Origin of the sequence: Bacillus sp. SRB_8 (genome assembly GCF_003264205.1) — a bacterium.
Classification (GTDB): Bacteria; Bacillota; Bacilli; order Bacillales; family Bacillaceae_G; genus Bacillus_A; species Bacillus_A mycoides.
The window spans coordinates 17,829-37,296 of sequence record NZ_NADT01000050.1; the positions used below are offsets into that span (position 1 = coordinate 17,829).

The following is a 19,468-nucleotide window of genomic DNA, read 5'->3' on the forward strand; positions in this document are numbered from 1 at the left end:
ACTAGGTTAATAAACATTCTAAGGTATTTAGTCATAGTTAGTTTTCCCTTTACATACTCAGTTCACAACAAAATAAACCAAGTATGTTTTTCACCCCCACTAATGATTAAAAGCACCGAATAAAATCTAGTTAAAACATACAAAAAAATATGGGGGGAGGGACATATGAATCAACAAGTAGAACAAGCAGAATTAAAATACCGCACACCACTTTATCCAATAGTTCCAATCGTAGCTTTCTCACTCAATTTCCTTACATTTGTTAGTTTAGCTTTCATTCCAGATCAGAGAATTGCTCTTTATTGCTGGGTTCCATTTATGATCATTTGTTACATTTTATACCGAGTTAAAGTTTCGGAAAGTTGTCACATTTGAGCAAAAAAGAAATATAACCTAGGCAACAAACTGAATATATTAAAAATTCAGTATTTTTCCTTATGATAAGATAATTTTTTTCTATTTATTGGGTATGTTGGTATAACTTTATTTATCTTAAAATTCCCACAATCACGTTTTTATCTGGAAAATAGTTTACAATGTTATCAAGTTACAAATGATATTCACCTTAAAAAGCGTGCATTTGTGTCTATTTTTTAACAATATAACAAAAACTATTGCCATCTATAAATTAATAGGTTTATATTGTTTTATTGGCATAGTTTCAATCCAAGGAGAAAGGAGATTTTCAATCGTGCAACTAAAGAAAGCATTTTGGAAGTTGGCTTCGCTTCTTCCGTTATCATTACTTCTGTTCCTCGGTGGCTGTGATAAAAAACTCGCAGTATTAAATCCGCAAGGACCTGTTGCAAAAGCACAGTATGATTTAATTGTTTGGTCATTCTTGCTTATGTCATTAATTATCGCAATTGTATTCATCTTGTTTACAGTCATCTTGATTCGTTATCGTGAAAAACCAGAGAATATGGACTATGAGCCACCTGATCAACATGGTAACACATTATTAGAAATCATTTGGACAATTATTCCTGTTATTATCGTTATCGCATTATCGATTCCAACAGTTAAAGCAACTTATGCTTCGGAAGAGGTTCCGCAAGAGTCCAAACATATTAAACCAGTTGAAATTTATGTTACATCTGCAAACTGGAAATGGTTATTTAGTTACCCGGAGGAAAAAATTGAAACCGTTAACTATTTAAACATCCCAGCTGGTGTACCAATTCAATTTAAACTGACTTCTGTAGGTCCAATGAATGCTTTCTGGGTACCAGAACTTGGTGGTATGAAGTATACAATGGATGGCATGATCATGGACTTATATTTACAAGCTGACAAACCAGGTTCTTACCTAGGTCGTAGCTCGAACTTCTCTGGTGAAGGATTTACTCACATGGAATTCGAAGTTGAAGCAAAAACTAAAGAGAAATATGATAAGTGGGTAAAAGAAGTACAAGAAACTGCCCCTAAATTATCAGAAAAGAAATATAACGAAATTATTAAACCTGGTGTAGTGGGGCGTATGACGTTCTCTAGTCACCACTTAAGTTATGTAGATCCAAAATCACTTGAATATTGTGATTACAACTACTACAAAAACAAAAAATAATAGCTATTATTCCAACAGATTGGAGTGAACACAGTGAAGCTTGATGAATTTTTTGTCACAGGTGACCCGATTATTTACGGAGCTGACGCTTCTATCGTTCTTGTGACATTAGCGATTCTTTTCGTACTAACAAAGTACAAAAAATGGAGATGGCTTTGGGATGAGTGGTTGACAACTGTTGACCATAAAAAAATAGGGACCATGTATATTATCTCTGCCGTTATAATGTTATTCCGTGGTGGTATGGATGGTTTAATGATTCGTGCCCAGTTAACATTCCCGGAAACAACTTATTTAAACGCTGAACACTATAACGGAATCTTTACAACACATGGTACGGTAATGATTCTTTTCATGGCAATGCCATTCGTTATGGGATTAATGAACCTTGTAGTACCATTACAAATTGGTGCTCGTGACGTTGCATATCCGTTCTTAAATGCTTTAAGTTTCTGGTTATTCTTTGTCGGAGCAATGTTATTCAACATCGCTTTCGTAATCGGTGGTTCTCCAGACGCTGGGTGGACTTCTTACTTCCCAATGGCAGGTACAGAGTTTACTTCTGGTGTAGGAAATAACTACTACGCAATTGCATTACAGATTTCAGGTCTCGGTACGCTGATGACGGGTATTAACTTCCTTGTTACTATCTTAAAAATGCGTACACCTGGTATGAAATTAATGAGAATGCCAATGTTTACTTGGTCAATCTTAATTACAACAATTATCATTATTTTCGCTTTCCCAGTATTAACAGTTGCTCTTGCATTAATGACATTTGACCGTCTATTCGATGCTCACTTCTTTACGATGGCGAGCGGCGGTATGCCAATGTTATGGGCCAACCTATTCTGGGTATGGGGTCACCCTGAAGTATATATTGTTATTTTACCGGCATTCGGTATTTTCTCTGAAATCATTAGTACATTCTCACGTAAACGTCTATTCGGTTACAGTGCGATGGTGTACTCGATGGTTGCAATTTCTTTACTAAGTTTCGTCGTATGGCTTCACCATTTCTTCACTATGGGTGCAGGTCCAGCGGTTAACTCATTCTTCTCGATTTCGACAATGGCGATTTCGATTCCAACCGGTGTTAAGATCTTTAACTGGTTGTTTACACTGTATAAAGGACGTATTCGTTTTACAGTTCCAATGCTTTGGTCATTGGCATTTATTCCAAACTTCGTAGTTGGTGGAGTTACAGGGGTTATGCTTGGAATGGCAGCAGCTGATTATCAATACCATAACAGCTACTTCCTAATTGCTCACTTCCACTACGTATTAATCGCAGGTACAGTATTCGCTATGCTTGCTGGATTCACATACTGGTATCCAAAAATGACAGGTCATATGTTAAATGAACGCCTAGGTAAATGGACATTCTGGATCTTTATGAGCGGATTTAACATCTGTTTCTTCCCAATGTACTTCTTAGGTTTAGACGGTATGACTCGTCGTATGTACACTTACTCTGAAAGTCTTGGATGGGGCTGGCTAAACCAAATCGCATCTGTTGGTGCTGTAATGATGGCTATTGGCTTCCTAATCCTTTGCTATAACGTAATTTGGAGTGCACGTCACGGTGAGCGTGACACAACTGGAGATCCATGGGACGGCCGTACACTTGAATGGGCAACTCAATCTCCTGTACAACATTATAACTTCGCGAAACTTCCTGAAATTAAAGAAGCTGATGCTTTCTGGTTCATGAAAAAACGTGGAGAAACAATTACACCAACAGCAGATGAATTAAAACCAATTCACATGCCAAGTAATTCTGGTGTGCCTATTATTGCGTCTTTATTCTTCGGTCTTGCAGGTTTTGCATTAGTATTTAGCTGGTTCTGGATTGCAGCAATCGGTGGTATTGGTATTTTAGGTTGCTTAATCTATCGTTCATTCGATTATGATGATGGCTACTACGTAAGCGTTGATGAAATTAAAGAAACAGAACATATAGCATGAGAGGTGAAATGACATGGCGGCTTTAGATAAAAGCTTACCTTTGGAATATCAATCCGAGCAAAGCAGATTGAATATCCTAGGATTCTGGATTTTTCTTGGGGCTGAAATTATGCTGTTCGCAACACTTTTCGCCTCTTATCTAGTCCTTGCTGGTCGTACGGCTGATGGCCCAACACCAGCGCAATTGTTTGAAGTTAAAACACTTTTAATTCAAACACTGTTACTTTTAACAAGTAGCTTTACATGTGGGATCGCAATTCACGAAATGCGTAAACACAATCAAAAAGGAATGTTAGCTTGGTTTATCCTGACTTTACTTTTAGGTGCAGGCTTCCTATTCTTTGAAATTGAAGAATTCATTTTGTACGTTGGTGAAGGTGCAACGATTCAAACAAGTGCTTTCTTATCGGCATTCTTCGTTCTTCTTGGAACGCATGGTGCCCACGTAACAGGTGGTATCATCTGGGCAACTTGTGTTATTATCCAAATTTTAAAACGAGGTTTAACACCAGTTACAGCTCGTAAAGTATTTATTATCAGCTTATACTGGCATTTCCTTGATCTTGTTTGGGTCTTTATTTACACACTAGTTTACTTGAACGGGATGGTGGCGTAAATGGGTCAAAATAACAACCAAGCAAACGGGCATGGGCATAGCGGATTCCCATGGTCACACGTTTTCGGATTTATTTTATCGCTTGCACTAACGTTTCTAGCGTTATACGTGGCACTTTACACAAACCTGCCACTTTCAACGATATTAACAACTATCATCATAATGGCAGTTGCGCAAGCGTTATTACAATTAATTATGTTCATGCACTTAAAAGAAGGAGAAGGAAGAATTCAAGTTCTTACAATGATATACAGTTTCTTCGTTGCAGCTGCAACAGTTGGTCTTACTGTATGGATCTTCTTCTCAATGTAATTTGCATGAAAAGACTGCTGGGATTCCTCAGCAGTCTTTTTTTATCCCCCATTAACGAGCAGTAAGACCCCCACTGATTAAAGTTTCACTTTATCCCCTCCCCTATTACATCCACATTACGGAATTAACAACAAAATCATGCAAAATATACTTATTATGACAAATGTTAAGAAAACTCTTTCTTTATGAAATCGAAACCATATCCGTTGCTTTTCTTCCTATTATATGGCTAAATAGTTACTATATTTATTTGAAGGGAGAGAACGCAATGGAACATCATTCTTCTGTTCTATCACTTATGGTTGTCGTCGCAATCGCGTTTTTCGTTCCCCTTTTGTTACAGCGCTTTAAATTAAAAGCACTTCCTGTCGTTGTTGCAGAAATTATCGCAGGAATCTTTGTAGGAAAAAGTGGATTTAACATCATTGAGCCAGACATGTGGCTTCAAGTCTTATCAACACTAGGGTTTATCTTCCTAATGTTTTTAAGTGGTTTAGAAATTGACTTTTCGATCTTTAAACAAAAAGGGAAAAAGAATACGACAAACGAACCGAACACATTTCAAGCAGCAAGCATTATCTTCTTGTTTATTTTCATTTTATCTTATGCCCTATCATTACTATTCGTATGGCTAGGATTCGTAGACAATGCAATGTTCATGACTTTAATTATTTCAACTATTTCTTTAGGTGTTGTCGTACCAACATTGAAAGAAAATAACTTAGGAAAAACCGCAATCGGGCAAATCATTTTATTAGTCGCTGTTATTGCAGACTTAGTTACAATGATTTTACTCGCTGTATTCGTCGGATTAAATTCCGAAAGTGGCCAAAGTATGTGGCTTCTACTTCTTCTATTCGGTGCTGGTATTGTAATTTACTTTGTCGCAAGACGTTTTAAAAATATTCCATACCTAGAAAGCTTAAAAGCCGGTAGTGTACAAATTGATACACGAGCTGTTTTTGCACTCATTTTAATATTAGTTGGATTATCTGAATCTGTTGGGGCAGAAAATATTTTGGGAGCCTTTTTAGCAGGTGTACTCGTATCTTTATTATCACCAAATGAAGATATGGTTGAAAAACTTGATTCCATTGGATATGGCTTCTTCATTCCTATTTTCTTCGTAATGGTTGGTGTAAATCTAGAAGTATGGTCTATTTTTAAAGAGCCTTCTAGTATGCTAATGATCCCAATTCTAATTGTGGGACTCTTTATTTCAAAACTGTTACCATCACTCGTCTTACGAAAATGGTACCCACGCAATATCGTACTCGGAAGTGCTATTTTGTTAACATCAACACTTTCTTTAGTTATTGCGGCTGCACAAATTGGTGAAAAGCTAGGCATCATTAGCCCAAGTTTATCAGCATCTCTTATTTTAAGTGCAGTTATTACTTGTATTTTTGCACCTATATTATTTAAAAAGATGTTTCCAAAAGTGGAAACACCAAAACCGAAAGTATCTATTATTGGTGCAAGCAGAATTACCCTTCCGTTATCACTTGATTTAAAACGCGAAGATTATGACGTAACACTATATATGATACGTCATAATAAAATAAATGATGAGGAAGCGAAATCTCATGACTTCCCTATTGTAAAATTAGATGAGATTACTATTCAATCTTTAATGGAGCAAAAAGCTTTCGAAGCAGACCGTGTTGTTGTTGCGACAAGTGATGATGAACAAAACTTATTATTAGCAGAACACGCAAAAGAATTAGGTGTTGAACACGTCATCGCAAGTGTAGAAGATCCCCTTCTACAAGAAAAAGCGACTCAAGAACATATCGCTGTATTCTCGACTATTAACTCTACACGTATTTTATTACGTGCACTTATTGATAAACCGAGTCTCGTTCGCTTGATTACAACAGCAAATGAAACGGTGCGTGAGGTTGAACTACGAAGTAATAAATATAACGGCTTAGCACTTCGTCGCCTTCCATTTTTAGGTGATGTACTGGTCATTCAAATTTACCGTGGTAATAAAGCATTAATACCACATGGTGATACGAAGTTACAGCATGGCGATACTTTACTTGTAACGGGTTCAAAAGAACATATTGATACAATGAAAAACATATTAGAGTAGAAAAACGCCCCTCACATAAATGAGGGGCATTTTTTTCCATTCCATATGGTAAAATGTTACTATCACATATTATGGGGATGGATCACATTATGTCTATTGTAACTTTAGCTCTATTATTATTAGCGGAAGTACTCGTTGCCATTATTCTCATCGGTGTTAGCATTGAAATTTGTAGTTACGGCTGGAAAAAATCAAATGGCGTCAAATACACTTGTCTTTTGCTTTCGCTCCTTATCGGAACTGCTAGCATACTCGGACTTTTCGCTGCACCTGCCTATTTCTTTATACAACTAACAGAAAAAGGATTATAAGAAAAGATGTTAATATGGTTAGCGTGAAATATATTGATACATCTGAAACTTACGTATTACGTCAAAAAATTTTGCGCTCCAACCAGCTATTAACAGATTGTAAATACTCTTCCGACTACGTAGAATAGCAACATTACCTAACTTTCGAAACAAACACGCTGGAAGATCCTTAATTCAAAAAGCGGAACAAGTCTTGCAAGAGAGTAAAGCAAATATTTTATGGTGTAATGGCCGAATTACTGTAACTGACTATTACAAGCGCTTAGGCTTCCATGAATATGGTGAAATCTTTGAAATTGAATCGATTGGCCTTCATAAAGTATTGTATAAAAAGATATAAGAAAAGCTTTCCGCAATACGGGAAAGCTTTTCTTATATTTCATCTTCACTTTTTATTTTTTTCATATATATGTATATAAACAAACTAGGAATTAAAAAACAAGCAAACATAATAAGTCCTGTTATACCAATTTCCTTTATCGAAATATCCGGTGTTACAATGATACAAATAGCTAAAATCCCAATAACAATCCCTACTGGAATTAATAATAGTTTCATGAAATAACTACGAGATACTCCCCCTGTATGCTCATACACTTCCACCGAATTTTTTAAGTTTAAAAAGTTAATAACTATTATCCCGCCCATAAATACCATTAATAAATCCGAAACACTTTCATACCCTGCCCCTTGCAAGACGTAACGGTAAAAAACAATGCCTAGTATGACGACATTTTGTAAGATGAAAGCCAATCTAATATGTTTTAATCCCTCAATCATTAAACGTTCATCTTTCACGATTTTCACCCTATCACTCCTTTTCCTCCCAAAACAAATCATTCAATGTTTTATCTACTGCATAACAAATTTTCAAACATAAATCTAAAGATGGATTGTATTTCCCCTTCTCAATTAAACTAATTGTTTGCCTTGTGACGCCTACTTTTTCTGCTAATTGTTGTTGTGTTAAATCTAACTGAACACGTGCGACTTTTATTTTACTTACAGCCATTCATGTTCCTCCTCTGCCTTTATTGTAACATATATATTCCATTAAGTAATTTATATTTTACGTAATTGATTTGTTTTTTTCACTTTATTATACACAAAAAAGGAGCCTCTCATAAGAAGCCCCCTTTCCTATCTCTATACTATAAGAATAAATGACATCCAAATAAAATTGTAAATAAATATAGTAACGGATGTACTTCCATCCCTTTCCCCTTCACAATTTTTAATACTGGATACACTAAAAATCCAATTGCAATTCCATTTGCAATACTAGACGTTAACGGAATACCAACGAAAATTAAAAATGCTGGTAATGCATCTTCAAATTCATTCCAATTAATATCACGAATGCTTTGTGCCATTAAACTACCTACAATAATTAATGAAGGAGCTGTAATAGCAGCTACACTTGATAACGACGCGATAACAGGGCTGAAAAATGCCGTTATAATCGTTAGACCAACAACTACAATACCTGTTAATCCAGTTTTACCACCTGCAGCAATACCAGCTGACGATTCAATCGTTGCTGCTGTTGGGCTTGTTCCGAAGATAGAACCTGTCGTTCCGCCAATCGCATCTGCAATAAACGCTTTGCCAAAACGTTTCTCTGTATTATCTGTAATTAAACCAGCTTGTTTAATTAAACCGAGTAATGCACCTGTCGTATCAAATAAAAGTACAAGTAAAAATGAAAATACAACACCATATAATCCATACTGAATTACATCTGAAAAAGCATTGATTGGATTTGAAACGATAATACCCTCTGGTAAATGAGGCATCGCTACAATTTTATCCTCAAACTTCAGTTGCCCCGTAAAGAAGGCGATAATTCCTGTCACAATCATACTAATAAATAATGCACCACTCACACGTAATACCATTAATACTGCCGCTAAAATTAAACCAATTAAAGTTAAAATAACGGCTGGAGAATGAAAATCACCAATCGTAACTAAGTTAGAAGGATGATCCACGATAATTCCAGATAGACGTAATCCAATAAAAGCAATAAATAGTCCAATTCCACCTGCAATTGCATGTTTTAAACTGTCAGGAATTGCGATAATTAGCTTTTGCCTAAATGAAGTGAAAGATAATAAAAGAAAAATGATACCTGTTACAAATACTGCCGAAAACGCAATGATATACGTAATCCCCTCTGCCTGTTGAACGACAGAATAAGCAAAATATGCATTCATCCCCATAGCTGGAGCAATAACAATTGGATAGTTAGCTAAAAACGCCATACATAGCGTCCCAATAACTGTCGCAATAATAGTTGCCGTAAACGCTTGATCAAATGGTACACCTGCATCAGATAATATTTTCGGATTGATGACAAGAATATACGCAAATGTAAAAAAAGTTGTGATGCCCGCTAAAAGCTCTTGCTTCACAGAAGTGTTATATTTTTGTAATTGAAACATGGCTATGTACCCTTCCTACACCTGAATTATTATCACACATTCTTTTCTTACTAGTATGTGAGAAAATATAATACTTAATCTTAACAATCAATAAAAAGAAGAGTCAATATATTCTCTAATAGTGAGAATTTTAAGTTTAAGTCTGACAAGTTCAGATGTAGTACAGTTCATTTTGATTATTTTTGTAGCATAACAGATAGAAATGTTTTATAATTTGAAATAGTTAAATATTTAGGTAGCTCATTCTACAAGGGGGATTCTTCTTATGCAGCACACAAACAAATCTGGAACTTTAAATCGAGGTTTAAAAGAACGACATATTACTTTAATGTCACTCGGTTCGGCTATTGGCGTTGGGCTATTTTTAGGATCTGCTTCTGCTATTAAACTAGCTGGTCCTTCCATCTTACTAGGTTATATGATCGCTGGACTCGTTATTTTTTTCATTATGCGAGCGCTCGGAGAAATGGCAATTGAACAACCGGTTGCCGGCTCTTTTAGTAAATATGCTAATGATTATATCGGCCCACTTGCTGGCTATATTACTGGTTGGAACTACTGGTTCTTATGGGTTGTTACTTGTATGGCTGAAATTACGGCGGCTGGAATTTACATGCAGTACTGGTTCCCAGATATCCCGCGCTGGACTTGGGCACTACTCGCTCTATTATTAATGAGCGCTTTCAACTTCTTATCAGTAAAAGTATTTGGAGAACTTGAGTTTTGGTTTGCTCTCATTAAAATTGTCACAATTATCTGTATGATAGTGATTGGCTTTGGTATTATTCTATTCGGATTTGGAAATGGCGGCGTTGCAACTGGTATTTCAAATCTTTGGGAACATGGGGGCTGGTTCCCAAATGGCTTCTCTGGATTATTGCTTTCCTTACAAATGGTATTATTCGCTTATTTAGGCGTTGAACTAATTGGTGTTACAGCTGGTGAAGCTCAAAACCCGAAGAAAACACTCGCAAAAGCTATCGATAACGTATTTTGGAGAATCCTAATCTTTTACGTCGGGGCATTATTCGTTATGATGGCAATTTATCCATGGAACGAACTTGGCGAGAAAGGAAGTCCATTCGTATTAACATTCCAACAAATCGGCATTGCAAAAGCAGCAGGTATTATTAACTTTGTTGTATTAACAGCTGCACTTTCTTCTTGTAACGGTGGTTTATTTAGTACAGGGCGTATGCTATTTACTTTGGCACAACAAAAGAAAGCTCCTGAAAGATTCGGTCGTTTAAATAAAAACGGTATTCCGAGTCAAGGAATTGTAGCAACGGCTATCGTTTTACTTGTTGGTGTTATATTAAACTACCTTGTGCCTGCAAAAGTATTTACATGGTTAACTAGTATTTCAACTTTCGGGGCAATTTGGACTTGGGGTATTATATTAGTCGCTCAAATTAAATTCCGTAAAGGATTATCAACTGAGAAAAAAGACAAGCTAACGTATAAAATGCCTTTACATCCATTAAGCTCTTACTTCTCACTTGGCTTCCTTGCACTTGTACTAGGTATTATGGCGTATTCAGAAGATACACGAATTGCATTAATCATTGGCCCAATTTGGCTTATCGGCTTAGCTATCGTGTATTACATGAAAGGGTTTCATAAGATCGATGAAACACCTAATTCAAAGATTAGTTAAACAAGCTATCCCTTCCTTATTAATTGGAAGGGATTTTTTATTGTCTATATAAATATTTCTCAACAAAATTCACTTTATTTTTACAATTTTTTAATATTTTTTACGTTTTCTGTCTTTATTTTTTCAGAAAAATAAATTACATTATTAAAGCACATATATTTATTATTAGGGGGATTCTTCTATGAAGAATAAAAAATGGATTACATTTTCTTTAGCAACAGCAATTACACTTAGTATGGGGAGTTCGTTCATACCGTCTACTTATGCCGAAAGCTCTGTAGACCCAGCTCCTGAAATTGCTGCAAAGGTTGTAAATCAAAACAATGGGAAGAAAGTATTATTTGATAATACGCACGGTCAAACTGCCGGGACAGCTGATTGGGTTATTGATGGCGGTTTTTCTGATTTCGGAAACGGCATTGCCCAGAACGGATATCATGTAAAAGAACTTCGTAAATCAACACCTATTACATACGACGACTTAAAAAATTACAACGTGTTTATCGTTCCAGAGGCAAATATTCCTTACAAAAAATCTGAACAAGACGCAATGTTACAATACGTGAAAAATGGCGGCAGCATTTTCTTCATTGCCGATCATTATAATGCAGATCGTAATAAAAACCGCTGGGACTCCTCAGAAGTGTTCAATGGATATAGACGCGGGGCATGGGATAATCCAGCAAAGGGAATGTCTAATGAAGAAACAACTTCACAAGCTATGCAAGGAGTAGAAAGCTCTGATTGGCTATCCAATAATTTCGGTATTCGCTTCCGTTACAATGCACTTGGTGATGTTTCAGCTAAAAATATTGTCTCACCTGCGCAATCATTCGGAATTACAACTGGCGTTTCATCTGTAGCAATGCATGCCGGCTCTACTCTTGCGATTACAAATCCAAAACTAGCGAAAGGCCTTGTATATCTTCCAGAAAATCCATCAAAATGGAATAACGCTGTTGATAGCGGCGTTTATAACGGTGGTGGCGCTGCAGAGGGGCCTTATGCTGCTATTTCGAAAGTTGGCCTTGGAAAAGCAGCCTTTATTGGTGATTCTTCTCCTGTTGAAGATGCTACGCCAAAATATGTTCGCGAAGATTCAGGTCAATCAAAGAAAACTTATGATGGTTATAAAGAAGAAAACGATGCTGTTCTATTAGAAAACATCGTGAATTGGTTAGCGAAGCAAGAAACATTTACAAGCTTAGATCAAGTGAGTGGTTTACAGCTTGATGCACCTACAGCTCTACAAACATTTGAACAACCAAGCTTATCAACAGAACCACAACCAGAACCTTGGAGCGCACCAAGTCAAGGTTACCAGTGGTTCAATACCAATACTTTCAAACCAGGTTCATACGGCTATAACGGCGCAGTGACAACGAGTGATTACGTAATTACTCACCCTAGCATTCTACCAAACAATGAAGTGTTCCAAATGAAGATTCAAGTAAATAACTTATTACCAAATACAACATACAATAATTATTCTTTAGGTATCTTCACAACTGGCGGAACACAGGTGGCAAAAGTTCAAAATACAAATGGCACTTGGCCGTCTTCTTTCGGATATAGCAGTACATTCTCTTTCATAACAAATAACCAAGGATCTGCTGAAAAAATTGTGAACGTACAACTGGATCCAAATACAACTGGACAAGCAACACTTCGCCTAAGACAAAACACAACAGCTAAATATAATGAGGCTGTAACGATTGGTAAAAAGTAAAGTAAAAGAAAAGGCAATCCGTAAAGGGATTGCCTTCTTCTCACTTCTCTTCTTTTGAGAAAAACATTCTTGAAATAACGATACCTATACTACCAACAATTAAGAATAACACCGCCCTGATCATCATCGACACCTCTGGTAAGTCGAGAAGGAATAACTTCCCTACTGTTACTACTAATACGACTAAGCCAGCATATAATATTTCGTTCATCTGTCTATAACGGCCAAACCAAACTGCAAATAACGCATATACCATCCATAATAACGATACAGATACGCTAATTATACTTCCATCTGTAGAAAGAACTTCACCGATTCTAGTAATTGTAATAAATACAATTACCATTAACGAGTAGAGCGCTATAGAGTACACATATTTACCAAAACTCGCTAACACTTCTTTCGCTTGTCTCATGCAATAATAGAACGTTCCTATCAAAATAATATGAGCGACAAATCCTGCCGAAATGAAATGATCAAACGGGCTAAAAATCGTCTGCACCATTCCAATAGCATAAATCGTTGCACTTACATACAATTTAATATTTTGCTTTACTTTAATAGCAGTAACCATACTGAGGAAACCTTGTAACAATAATACGATCGCTGCATTCACCAAACTATACTCGTATAAAATCGCTAAACTAAATGATCCCATTGCAAAGCCAAATATTAGATTTGAAAATACCGAATGTTTATTCTTCCTATATTCAAGTACAAACATAACAGCATGCACAAATGCACTTATAACTAATCCCCACGTTGTAAATTCAGGAATTTGAGAAATGGCTAAAATAAAGAAAACTGCATTCGCACTAAATATCGCCAATCGTGCTTCTTGTATAAACCTTCTCTCCGAAAACATATGCCAAAATAATAGTAAATGAATTGCACCGTATACAACTGTTAACTGTACTTGCACATTCTCTACTAATATTGACATAACAACAAAGAAGACAAATAGGACAATTGCCGCAACAACATAAGAAATCATATACAAGTACTTATAAAGGTTTCTCAATGCATACCATAATAGGCTAATTGTTAATATCGTCTCATAACTAAAGAAAATATACGTATTAGGAGTCGTACTATTTAACAAGAAAGGAACAAAAAATGCTCCCACCGCCACGAAAATAGCGAGATATTCCGATCTATATCTTTTCGCTAAATAAATCCCTAAAACAACCCATATAATGTTGCAAACAAACGCAATACTTGCAGGAATAAACTCATATAAATAATGTGCCGCAAACGTTGTTAAAACAATTCCCGTAATACTTCCTCCAGCTAATACTAACCCTAACGCTTGCCGCTCTCTTTTAATTTGTATATCTCCTACGTAATACAAACCGGCAGATAGTACTATACCAAACACAACTCGTATCGCTGGTGTCAATAATCCGGCATCTACCCCTGCTTTGAATAACCAAATAACGCCAAGTAGCATAATACCGACAAATATGCGTGGTAACCACGTTTGACAAAACTTTATAATATTAAATGGTTCTGGTTTAAATGCAGATATATCTACTTGTTTCACCTCTGGCTCTTGCATGGACTTCCTCGTCTTAACTACATCTTCTTGTAACTTTTCATTACTTACCGCTTCAATATATTCTTTCTTTTCCTTATTAACATTTTGTTGAACTTTATCTACTTCTATTTTTCTTTGTTTCGCTTTCAATTCATAAAGTGCCTCTTGCATCGTTTCAATTGCCGTTTCGAGTGCTTCTATTTTCTTATTCAAATCCTCCTTCATATGCTCCCCCCTCATCATTCATGTAAAACCTATATATTACCAATTATCTTTATCATACTCTTAGTCTATTCATTTTCAATACTATTTTTCCAAAAAAAGAAAGGTGTTTTCCGAAATAGGAAAACACCTCTTACTTATTTATTCTTATTTATAGCAATACTAACAATTACACCGAGGCAGACACCTACAAATGCCGGAACAATCCAACCTACACCTTCTGAATAAAACGGAAGCATTTTTAGTAGTGGTGTCCATTTATTCATCAATACACTTTTGTTTAAAATATCAATCGCACTAAATACCGCTACGAGTCCAATCGTTACCGAATATACGTATACATACTTTCCAATATACTTATGGAATAACCCTAAAATAATAAGCGTTAGTGCAACTGGATAAATAAATCCAAGAATCGGTACCGATACTTTTAAAATTTGCGTTAATCCTAAATTAGCTAAAACCATACTAACAAAACTTAATATAAATGCCCAAACTTTATAAGATACTTTCGGAAATACACTTGTGAAAAATTGACTACAAGACGTAACAAGTCCGATGGAAACGCATAGACAAGCGACAGTAAAAATAAGACCTAATAAAACTAACCCACCTTGTCCAAATAATGTAATCATAACTTGTGCTAACACTTTCGCACCGTTATCAAATGTACCCAATGAACCACTAATTGAACCAACATATCCAAGAATGACATAAATAATAGATAATAAAAGCCCTGCTCCAATACCAGCAATACTCATATATTTTGCTAAACCTTTATCATCCGCTACACCTTTTGCACGCAGAGCATTTGCAATAACAATCCCAAATATTAAAGCTGCTAACGCATCCATCGTTAAATATCCATCTAAAAATCCTTGGAACATAGGAGCTTGTCCATAATTTCCTGAAGGCTCTTTCACACCGCCTACTGATGTAAACATACTTTTTATAAATATAATAGCAATCATACATAATAATAAAGGCGTTAACACCTTTCCAAACAAGCCCATTAATTTAGACGGTGATAAACTTAACCAGTAAACAATACTAAAGAAAATAGCCGTGTACAATAACAAAACTACGCTACCCGCTTCTGGGAACAACTGGCCTGGCCCCATTTCAAAAGCTAAACTTCCTGCACGTGGTATACCAAGACCTGGTCCAATAAATAAGTACACAATACACGGAAAAATAATTGCAAATGAAGAATGAACCCTGCCCGCTAACGTTTGAAAACTCCCTGCTTTCGCAATAGCGATAACACCTAATATAGGAAGCCCTGTTGCTGATATAATAAAACCTAACAATGCAATCCATACATGTTCTCCTGCTTCATATCCAAGGAAAGGTGGAAATATAAGATTTCCGGCCCCAAAGAACATAGAGAATAACATAAGACTAATAAGCAAAATTTCTTTTTTCTGTAACAATTTCATTTCTTTCTCCTTCTTCAATTTCACCTTACATGAAATCAATTCCACAAATAAAAAAATGCGGTAATCCGCTTCCTTACAAAGAAAACATAGTCCATAGTCTATCACAAAAGAAACACCCATTCTATAGCTATTTCCCTTTTCAAATTTCTTCTGAAAAATCAACCTTTATTGACTTATAATAGTTAATAAAGTAAAATATTAATCATACAATACTATTAACTTTGTTTTTTGCTTGTGTCAGGAGGAAAATATTATGGAATCAGCGATACAACTAGAAAGAGAACAACAAAGAAAAAAGAAACATCCTCCAGGTTTATACTTACTCTTCTTTACAGAAATGTGGGAAAGATTTAGTTACTATGGATTACGAGGATTATTAACATTATATTTAACAACAGCTTTAGTAAGTGGTGGTCTTGGGTTTAGTCCCGCTTGGGCACTCTCTATTTACGGATTTTATACTGGTGCTTGTTATTTCACACCATTGATCGGTGGATACTTAACGGACCGTTTTCTAGGCAAACGAAAAGCCATCACAATTGGTGGTATAACAATGGCAATCGGTAACCTTACACTATTTGCCTTGCAAAACCAAGTCGGTCTATACCTCGGATTAGCGCTTATTATTATCGGTAATGGATTCTTCAAACCGAATATCTCTACACTTGTTGGAGAATTATACGAAGAGCACGATCCAAAACGTGATAGTGCATTTACAATTTTCTATATGGGTATTAACGTCGGTTCATTTTTAGCTCCACTCGTTTGCGGGTTTTTATCAGAAAATTTATTTAAAACAACAGTGGACGGTGTTGTTCATTTCGGATTCCGTTACGGTTTCTTAGCCGCTTCAATCGGAATGATCATTGGACAAATTTTATTTACAACACTATCAAATCGCTTCCTTGGTGATATCGGTAAAAAACCAACTCGCGATTTGCAAACGGATGCTGGACAACAAACAATAGGAAATACACCGTTAACAAAAAAAGAAAAACAACGTACAACAGTTATCGTCATTTTAACATGCTTTGTTGTCTTCTTCTGGGCTGGATTTGAACAAGCTGGTAGTTCGTTAACATTATATACAAACAAATTTGTAGACCGCTCTGTGTTCGGATGGGAAGTTCCAACATCTTGGTTCCAATCGGTCAATCCGTTATTTATTATTTTACTTGCACCAGCTATTTCAGCATTATGGGCGAAACTGGCAACTAGAAAAAATGGTGACATGAAAATCCCAACAAAAATGGGACTTGGTATGATCTTACTCGGTATCGGTTATATTGTTCTTGTTATCGCTACATTAAAAACAGGCAGTGACGAACATAACATTACAGAAAAAGCAAACTTACTATTTATCGTCTTTACGTATCTTTTCCATACGTTAGGTGAGCTATTCTTATCACCTGTCGGGCTATCAATGGTTAGTGCTCTCGCTCCAGTAAAACTAGCCTCTTTATTAATGGGCGTATGGTTAGCAAGCTCAGGTATTGCTAATATTTTAGGCGGACAGCTTGCAAGCTTCACAACTTCACTTGGATATGCTGAAGTATTCACAGTTATTGGCGCTGTGGCGATCGTTTTAGGTTGTGTTTTATTATCAATTTCTAAGAAATTAGTGAAATGGATGGATTAAAAAAAGATGAGGAAAATTCCTCATCTTTTTTTACGCTTTCTTTCCCTTTTCTATTGCTTGTTCATACAAGCCTTTATGTTCTTTATATTCACTTGGCACGAAACTCTTATAGAAGAACGAAAGCCAGCTGTCTCCTTTTTTATATCCTTCTTCTCGAATTTCCGCTGCCTTTTTAGCAGACTTATATCCCTTTTCATACGCGGTTTCATATACTTTCACATATGTATCCTTTTCAGTATTTCCAGGTTTCTTTTCAGCTAATTCTTTACCAGCCTTTTCACCGAGTTCTGCTTGTTCTTTTTCAATTTTTGCTGTTCTCTCTTTATTCCCTACTTGGAAACCTTCTGCAAAGTTCCCCTTAAACTCAGGAGTAATTTGACTATCGTCCATTGCTTCTTGTGTTAACCCTTGCTCTTTACCTTTTTCAAAATGTGCTTTTTTCTGTTCTTCTAAAGACCATGCCGCAGCATACGCAGTTGTAAATGCTTGTTTATATGCGTCTGACTTTCCAGCTACATGTCCTTCTGCATTATTCTTTCCTGCTTTAAAATCTGTCTCTCCACTTTTTTGACCTTCAGCTTGTCCCTTTTCAGCCTCAGCTTTACGCTGCGCTTCCTCTGCCTTACGTGCTTCTTCTGCTTTACGTTGTTCTTCTGCAGCACGCTGTCTCTCTTCCTCTACTTTGCGCTGTTCTTCTGCAGCACGTTGTCTCTCTTCTTCTGCTTTACGTTGTTCTTCTGCAGCTCTTTGTTTCTCTGCCTCAGCCTTACGCTGTGCTTCTGCTTGTTTCTCTGCTTACAGCACCATTATTATTTTGGCTAGGAGCTGGACTCGTTGTACCACTATTAGAAGCTGGTTTATTGTGATAATGATATTCCCCGTACTGCAATCCCCATTTTTCACAATTTGTACGACACGTATGTCCACCATTAGCATCTGTACGTCCTGGATGTGCATAAGCAGAAATTGGCGCTACCAATAACGCTACACTTGTTGTTAAAAGAAGTTTTTTTACTTGCTGTTTCACTTTTGTTCCTCCCAAAATCTTGAATCATTACTTTATTATATAAAAATAGAAAAATATTTAAATACCAACTGAAATATTCTTTTATTTCTCAACATTGGATAAAAAAAGAAGGTTCACTCTTTAAAGAGTGAACCTTCTTTTTTCTTTATTTCTTAGCCTTTGTTCCTACTAAATCACCCGTAATAACAAAACGCTTAGAATTATCCTTAACAGATACACATGTAATAAGTGTTATCTCATCTTTCCCATGATCCTCTACAACTTCCCATTTATCAGGAGTCACTTCAGATACACCGGTAACAGTATACTCATACTCATTTGCATTGTCATACAAATAAATTTTATCGTTCTTCTTTAAAGTTGATACATCACTAAATAAAACACCTTTTTTTGACATATTATGCCCTGCAAGTGCATAATTCCCTTGTCCCATTACTTGATTTTCTCTTACAGTTGCCGCACCTGATAATAAATTCTTTTCAGTCGACGCTTTTAAAACAGGAAGTTCTAATGAGATGCTCGGAATTGAAATACGACCGATTACTTGTTTTTTATCTAACGATGCACTCGCTACTTCTGCCAAGTCTGGTTGATTAATTTTTGAAGCATCTACAAATTCTGTATCATGCTTTTCATATTCCATCTTTTGAACAGCTTGTACATTCGCTGTCTGCTTCTTCTCTGCATTATATCCATCATAAAATGGCTTTCCGATTAATACACCACCTACAACAAATAGAAGGATTGCTACTATACTATAAATTCTTTGCTTATTCATATACAATTCCTTTCCGTTACAAAATCTTACTCTATATAAAATGATAAGACAATATTGCTATATGTACAAGTGTAAGCTAAAAAAGAAACCTTCTTGCATCAGTGAACTGTACCCCGAATCATGG

At 36.0% G+C, this 19,468-nt stretch carries 15 protein-coding genes and 3 pseudogenes; 11 read left to right on the plus strand and 7 right to left on the minus strand.

The annotated features are described in order from the left end of the window. Positions 1-189: 189 nt before the first annotated feature. From B5P40_RS28500 to B5P40_RS28535, 8 genes and pseudogenes are all read left to right on the plus strand, one after another. Positions 190-397, plus strand: a pseudogene (locus tag B5P40_RS28500) (amino acid permease); the annotation flags it as partial. A gap of 294 nt (positions 398-691) precedes the next feature. After that, positions 692-1,567 carry a cytochrome aa3 quinol oxidase subunit II gene (locus tag B5P40_RS28505; protein ID WP_002010605.1) on the plus strand — a complete coding sequence of 292 codons (876 nt, stop codon included), beginning with the start codon at positions 692-694 and terminating at the stop codon, positions 1,565-1,567. Between the two features lie 33 nt (positions 1,568-1,600). Further along, positions 1,601-3,535: a cytochrome aa3 quinol oxidase subunit I gene (gene qoxB, locus B5P40_RS28510; RefSeq protein ID WP_002063826.1), complete on the plus strand. Its 1,935-nt coding sequence runs from the start codon at positions 1,601-1,603 to the stop codon at positions 3,533-3,535. Positions 3,536-3,548: 13 nt separating this feature from the next. Next, positions 3,549-4,151, plus strand: coding sequence for a cytochrome aa3 quinol oxidase subunit III (gene qoxC, locus B5P40_RS28515; protein ID WP_002029841.1), 603 nt, complete (start codon positions 3,549-3,551; stop codon positions 4,149-4,151). After that, positions 4,152-4,463, plus strand: coding sequence for a cytochrome aa3 quinol oxidase subunit IV (gene qoxD, locus B5P40_RS28520; RefSeq protein WP_078203679.1), 312 nt, complete (start codon positions 4,152-4,154; stop codon positions 4,461-4,463). It begins immediately after the preceding gene. A 268-nt stretch (positions 4,464-4,731) separates the two neighbouring features. Next, positions 4,732-6,561 carry a monovalent cation:proton antiporter family protein gene (locus B5P40_RS28525; RefSeq protein ID WP_113710304.1) on the plus strand — a complete coding sequence of 610 codons (1,830 nt, stop codon included), beginning with the start codon at positions 4,732-4,734 and terminating at the stop codon, positions 6,559-6,561. 53 nt (positions 6,562-6,614) lie between these two features. Further along, positions 6,615-6,872, plus strand: a complete 258-nt coding sequence (locus B5P40_RS28530; protein WP_080019745.1) for a DUF4022 family protein — start codon at positions 6,615-6,617, stop codon at positions 6,870-6,872. A gap of 14 nt (positions 6,873-6,886) precedes the next feature. Further along, positions 6,887-7,212: pseudogene (locus tag B5P40_RS28535) on the plus strand (GNAT family N-acetyltransferase). Between the two features lie 32 nt (positions 7,213-7,244). On the opposite strand, the gene B5P40_RS28540 reads toward B5P40_RS28535, so the two are convergent. From B5P40_RS28540 to B5P40_RS28550, 3 genes are all read right to left on the minus strand, one after another. Further along, entirely contained in the window at positions 7,245-7,679 is a 435-nt protein-coding gene (locus B5P40_RS28540; protein WP_113710305.1) for a hypothetical protein, read from the minus strand. A 4-nt stretch (positions 7,680-7,683) separates the two neighbouring features. Continuing rightward, on the minus strand, positions 7,684-7,884 hold the full coding sequence (locus B5P40_RS28545) for a helix-turn-helix transcriptional regulator (RefSeq protein WP_000301182.1): 201 nt from the start codon (positions 7,882-7,884) through the stop codon (positions 7,684-7,686). Between the two features lie 139 nt (positions 7,885-8,023). Further along, positions 8,024-9,316: an NCS2 family permease gene (locus B5P40_RS28550; protein WP_113710306.1), complete on the minus strand. Its 1,293-nt coding sequence runs from the start codon at positions 9,314-9,316 to the stop codon at positions 8,024-8,026. A gap of 265 nt (positions 9,317-9,581) precedes the next feature. Between B5P40_RS28550 and B5P40_RS28555 the strand changes: the two genes are divergently transcribed. Both B5P40_RS28555 and B5P40_RS28560 read left to right on the plus strand, forming a co-directional pair. Then, positions 9,582-10,973 (plus strand): amino acid permease, encoded by a 1,392-nt coding sequence (locus B5P40_RS28555; protein ID WP_002090901.1) that lies wholly within the window; start codon positions 9,582-9,584, stop codon positions 10,971-10,973. A 181-nt stretch (positions 10,974-11,154) separates the two neighbouring features. Next, positions 11,155-12,702 carry a DNA-binding protein gene (locus B5P40_RS28560; RefSeq protein ID WP_113710307.1) on the plus strand — a complete coding sequence of 516 codons (1,548 nt, stop codon included), beginning with the start codon at positions 11,155-11,157 and terminating at the stop codon, positions 12,700-12,702. A 40-nt stretch (positions 12,703-12,742) separates the two neighbouring features. Here B5P40_RS28560 and B5P40_RS28565 read toward each other — a convergent pair whose 3' ends face one another. Together B5P40_RS28565 and brnQ1 are read right to left on the minus strand one after the other, a co-directional pair. Continuing rightward, positions 12,743-14,464 carry a DUF2339 domain-containing protein gene (locus tag B5P40_RS28565; protein ID WP_113710308.1) on the minus strand — a complete coding sequence of 574 codons (1,722 nt, stop codon included), beginning with the start codon at positions 14,462-14,464 and terminating at the stop codon, positions 12,743-12,745. 134 nt (positions 14,465-14,598) lie between these two features. Next, the gene (gene brnQ1, locus B5P40_RS28570) at positions 14,599-15,900 is read right to left on the minus strand and encodes a branched-chain amino acid transport system II carrier protein BrnQ1 (protein ID WP_407707277.1); all 1,302 of its coding nucleotides are present in this window, start codon (positions 15,898-15,900) and stop codon (positions 14,599-14,601) included. Between the two features lie 253 nt (positions 15,901-16,153). Between brnQ1 and B5P40_RS28575 the strand changes: the two genes are divergently transcribed. After that, a complete protein-coding gene (locus B5P40_RS28575) occupies positions 16,154-17,539 on the plus strand; it encodes a peptide MFS transporter (RefSeq protein ID WP_003187245.1) in 1,386 nt (461 codons plus the stop codon). A 30-nt stretch (positions 17,540-17,569) separates the two neighbouring features. Here the strand turns inward: B5P40_RS28575 and B5P40_RS28580 are convergent. Together B5P40_RS28580 and B5P40_RS28585 are read right to left on the minus strand one after the other, a co-directional pair. Next, a pseudogene (locus B5P40_RS28580) lies at positions 17,570-18,566 on the minus strand (YHYH domain-containing protein). A gap of 145 nt (positions 18,567-18,711) precedes the next feature. Next, the gene (locus B5P40_RS28585; RefSeq protein WP_002186970.1) at positions 18,712-19,344 is read right to left on the minus strand and encodes a class A sortase; all 633 of its coding nucleotides are present in this window, start codon (positions 19,342-19,344) and stop codon (positions 18,712-18,714) included. Between the last annotated feature and the right edge of the window lie 124 nt (positions 19,345-19,468).

Coding starts and splice junctions, on each gene's coding strand:
- qoxC (WP_002029841.1), top strand. CDS start 3,549: ATGGCGGCTTTAGATAAAAGCTTACCTTTGGAATATCAATCCGAGCAA.
- qoxD (WP_078203679.1), top strand. CDS start 4,152: ATGGGTCAAAATAACAACCAAGCAAACGGGCATGGGCATAGCGGATTC.
- B5P40_RS28525 (WP_113710304.1), top strand. CDS start 4,732: ATGGAACATCATTCTTCTGTTCTATCACTTATGGTTGTCGTCGCAATC.
- B5P40_RS28530 (WP_080019745.1), top strand. CDS start 6,615: ATGTTACTATCACATATTATGGGGATGGATCACATTATGTCTATTGTA.
- B5P40_RS28545 (WP_000301182.1), bottom strand. CDS start 7,884: ATGGCTGTAAGTAAAATAAAAGTCGCACGTGTTCAGTTAGATTTAACA.
- B5P40_RS28550 (WP_113710306.1), bottom strand. CDS start 9,316: ATGTTTCAATTACAAAAATATAACACTTCTGTGAAGCAAGAGCTTTTA.
- B5P40_RS28555 (WP_002090901.1), top strand. CDS start 9,582: ATGCAGCACACAAACAAATCTGGAACTTTAAATCGAGGTTTAAAAGAA.
- B5P40_RS28560 (WP_113710307.1), top strand. CDS start 11,155: ATGAAGAATAAAAAATGGATTACATTTTCTTTAGCAACAGCAATTACA.
- B5P40_RS28565 (WP_113710308.1), bottom strand. CDS start 14,464: ATGAAGGAGGATTTGAATAAGAAAATAGAAGCACTCGAAACGGCAATT.
- brnQ1 (WP_407707277.1), bottom strand. CDS start 15,900: ATGAAATTGTTACAGAAAAAAGAAATTTTGCTTATTAGTCTTATGTTA.
- B5P40_RS28575 (WP_003187245.1), top strand. CDS start 16,154: ATGGAATCAGCGATACAACTAGAAAGAGAACAACAAAGAAAAAAGAAA.
- B5P40_RS28585 (WP_002186970.1), bottom strand. CDS start 19,344: ATGAATAAGCAAAGAATTTATAGTATAGTAGCAATCCTTCTATTTGTT.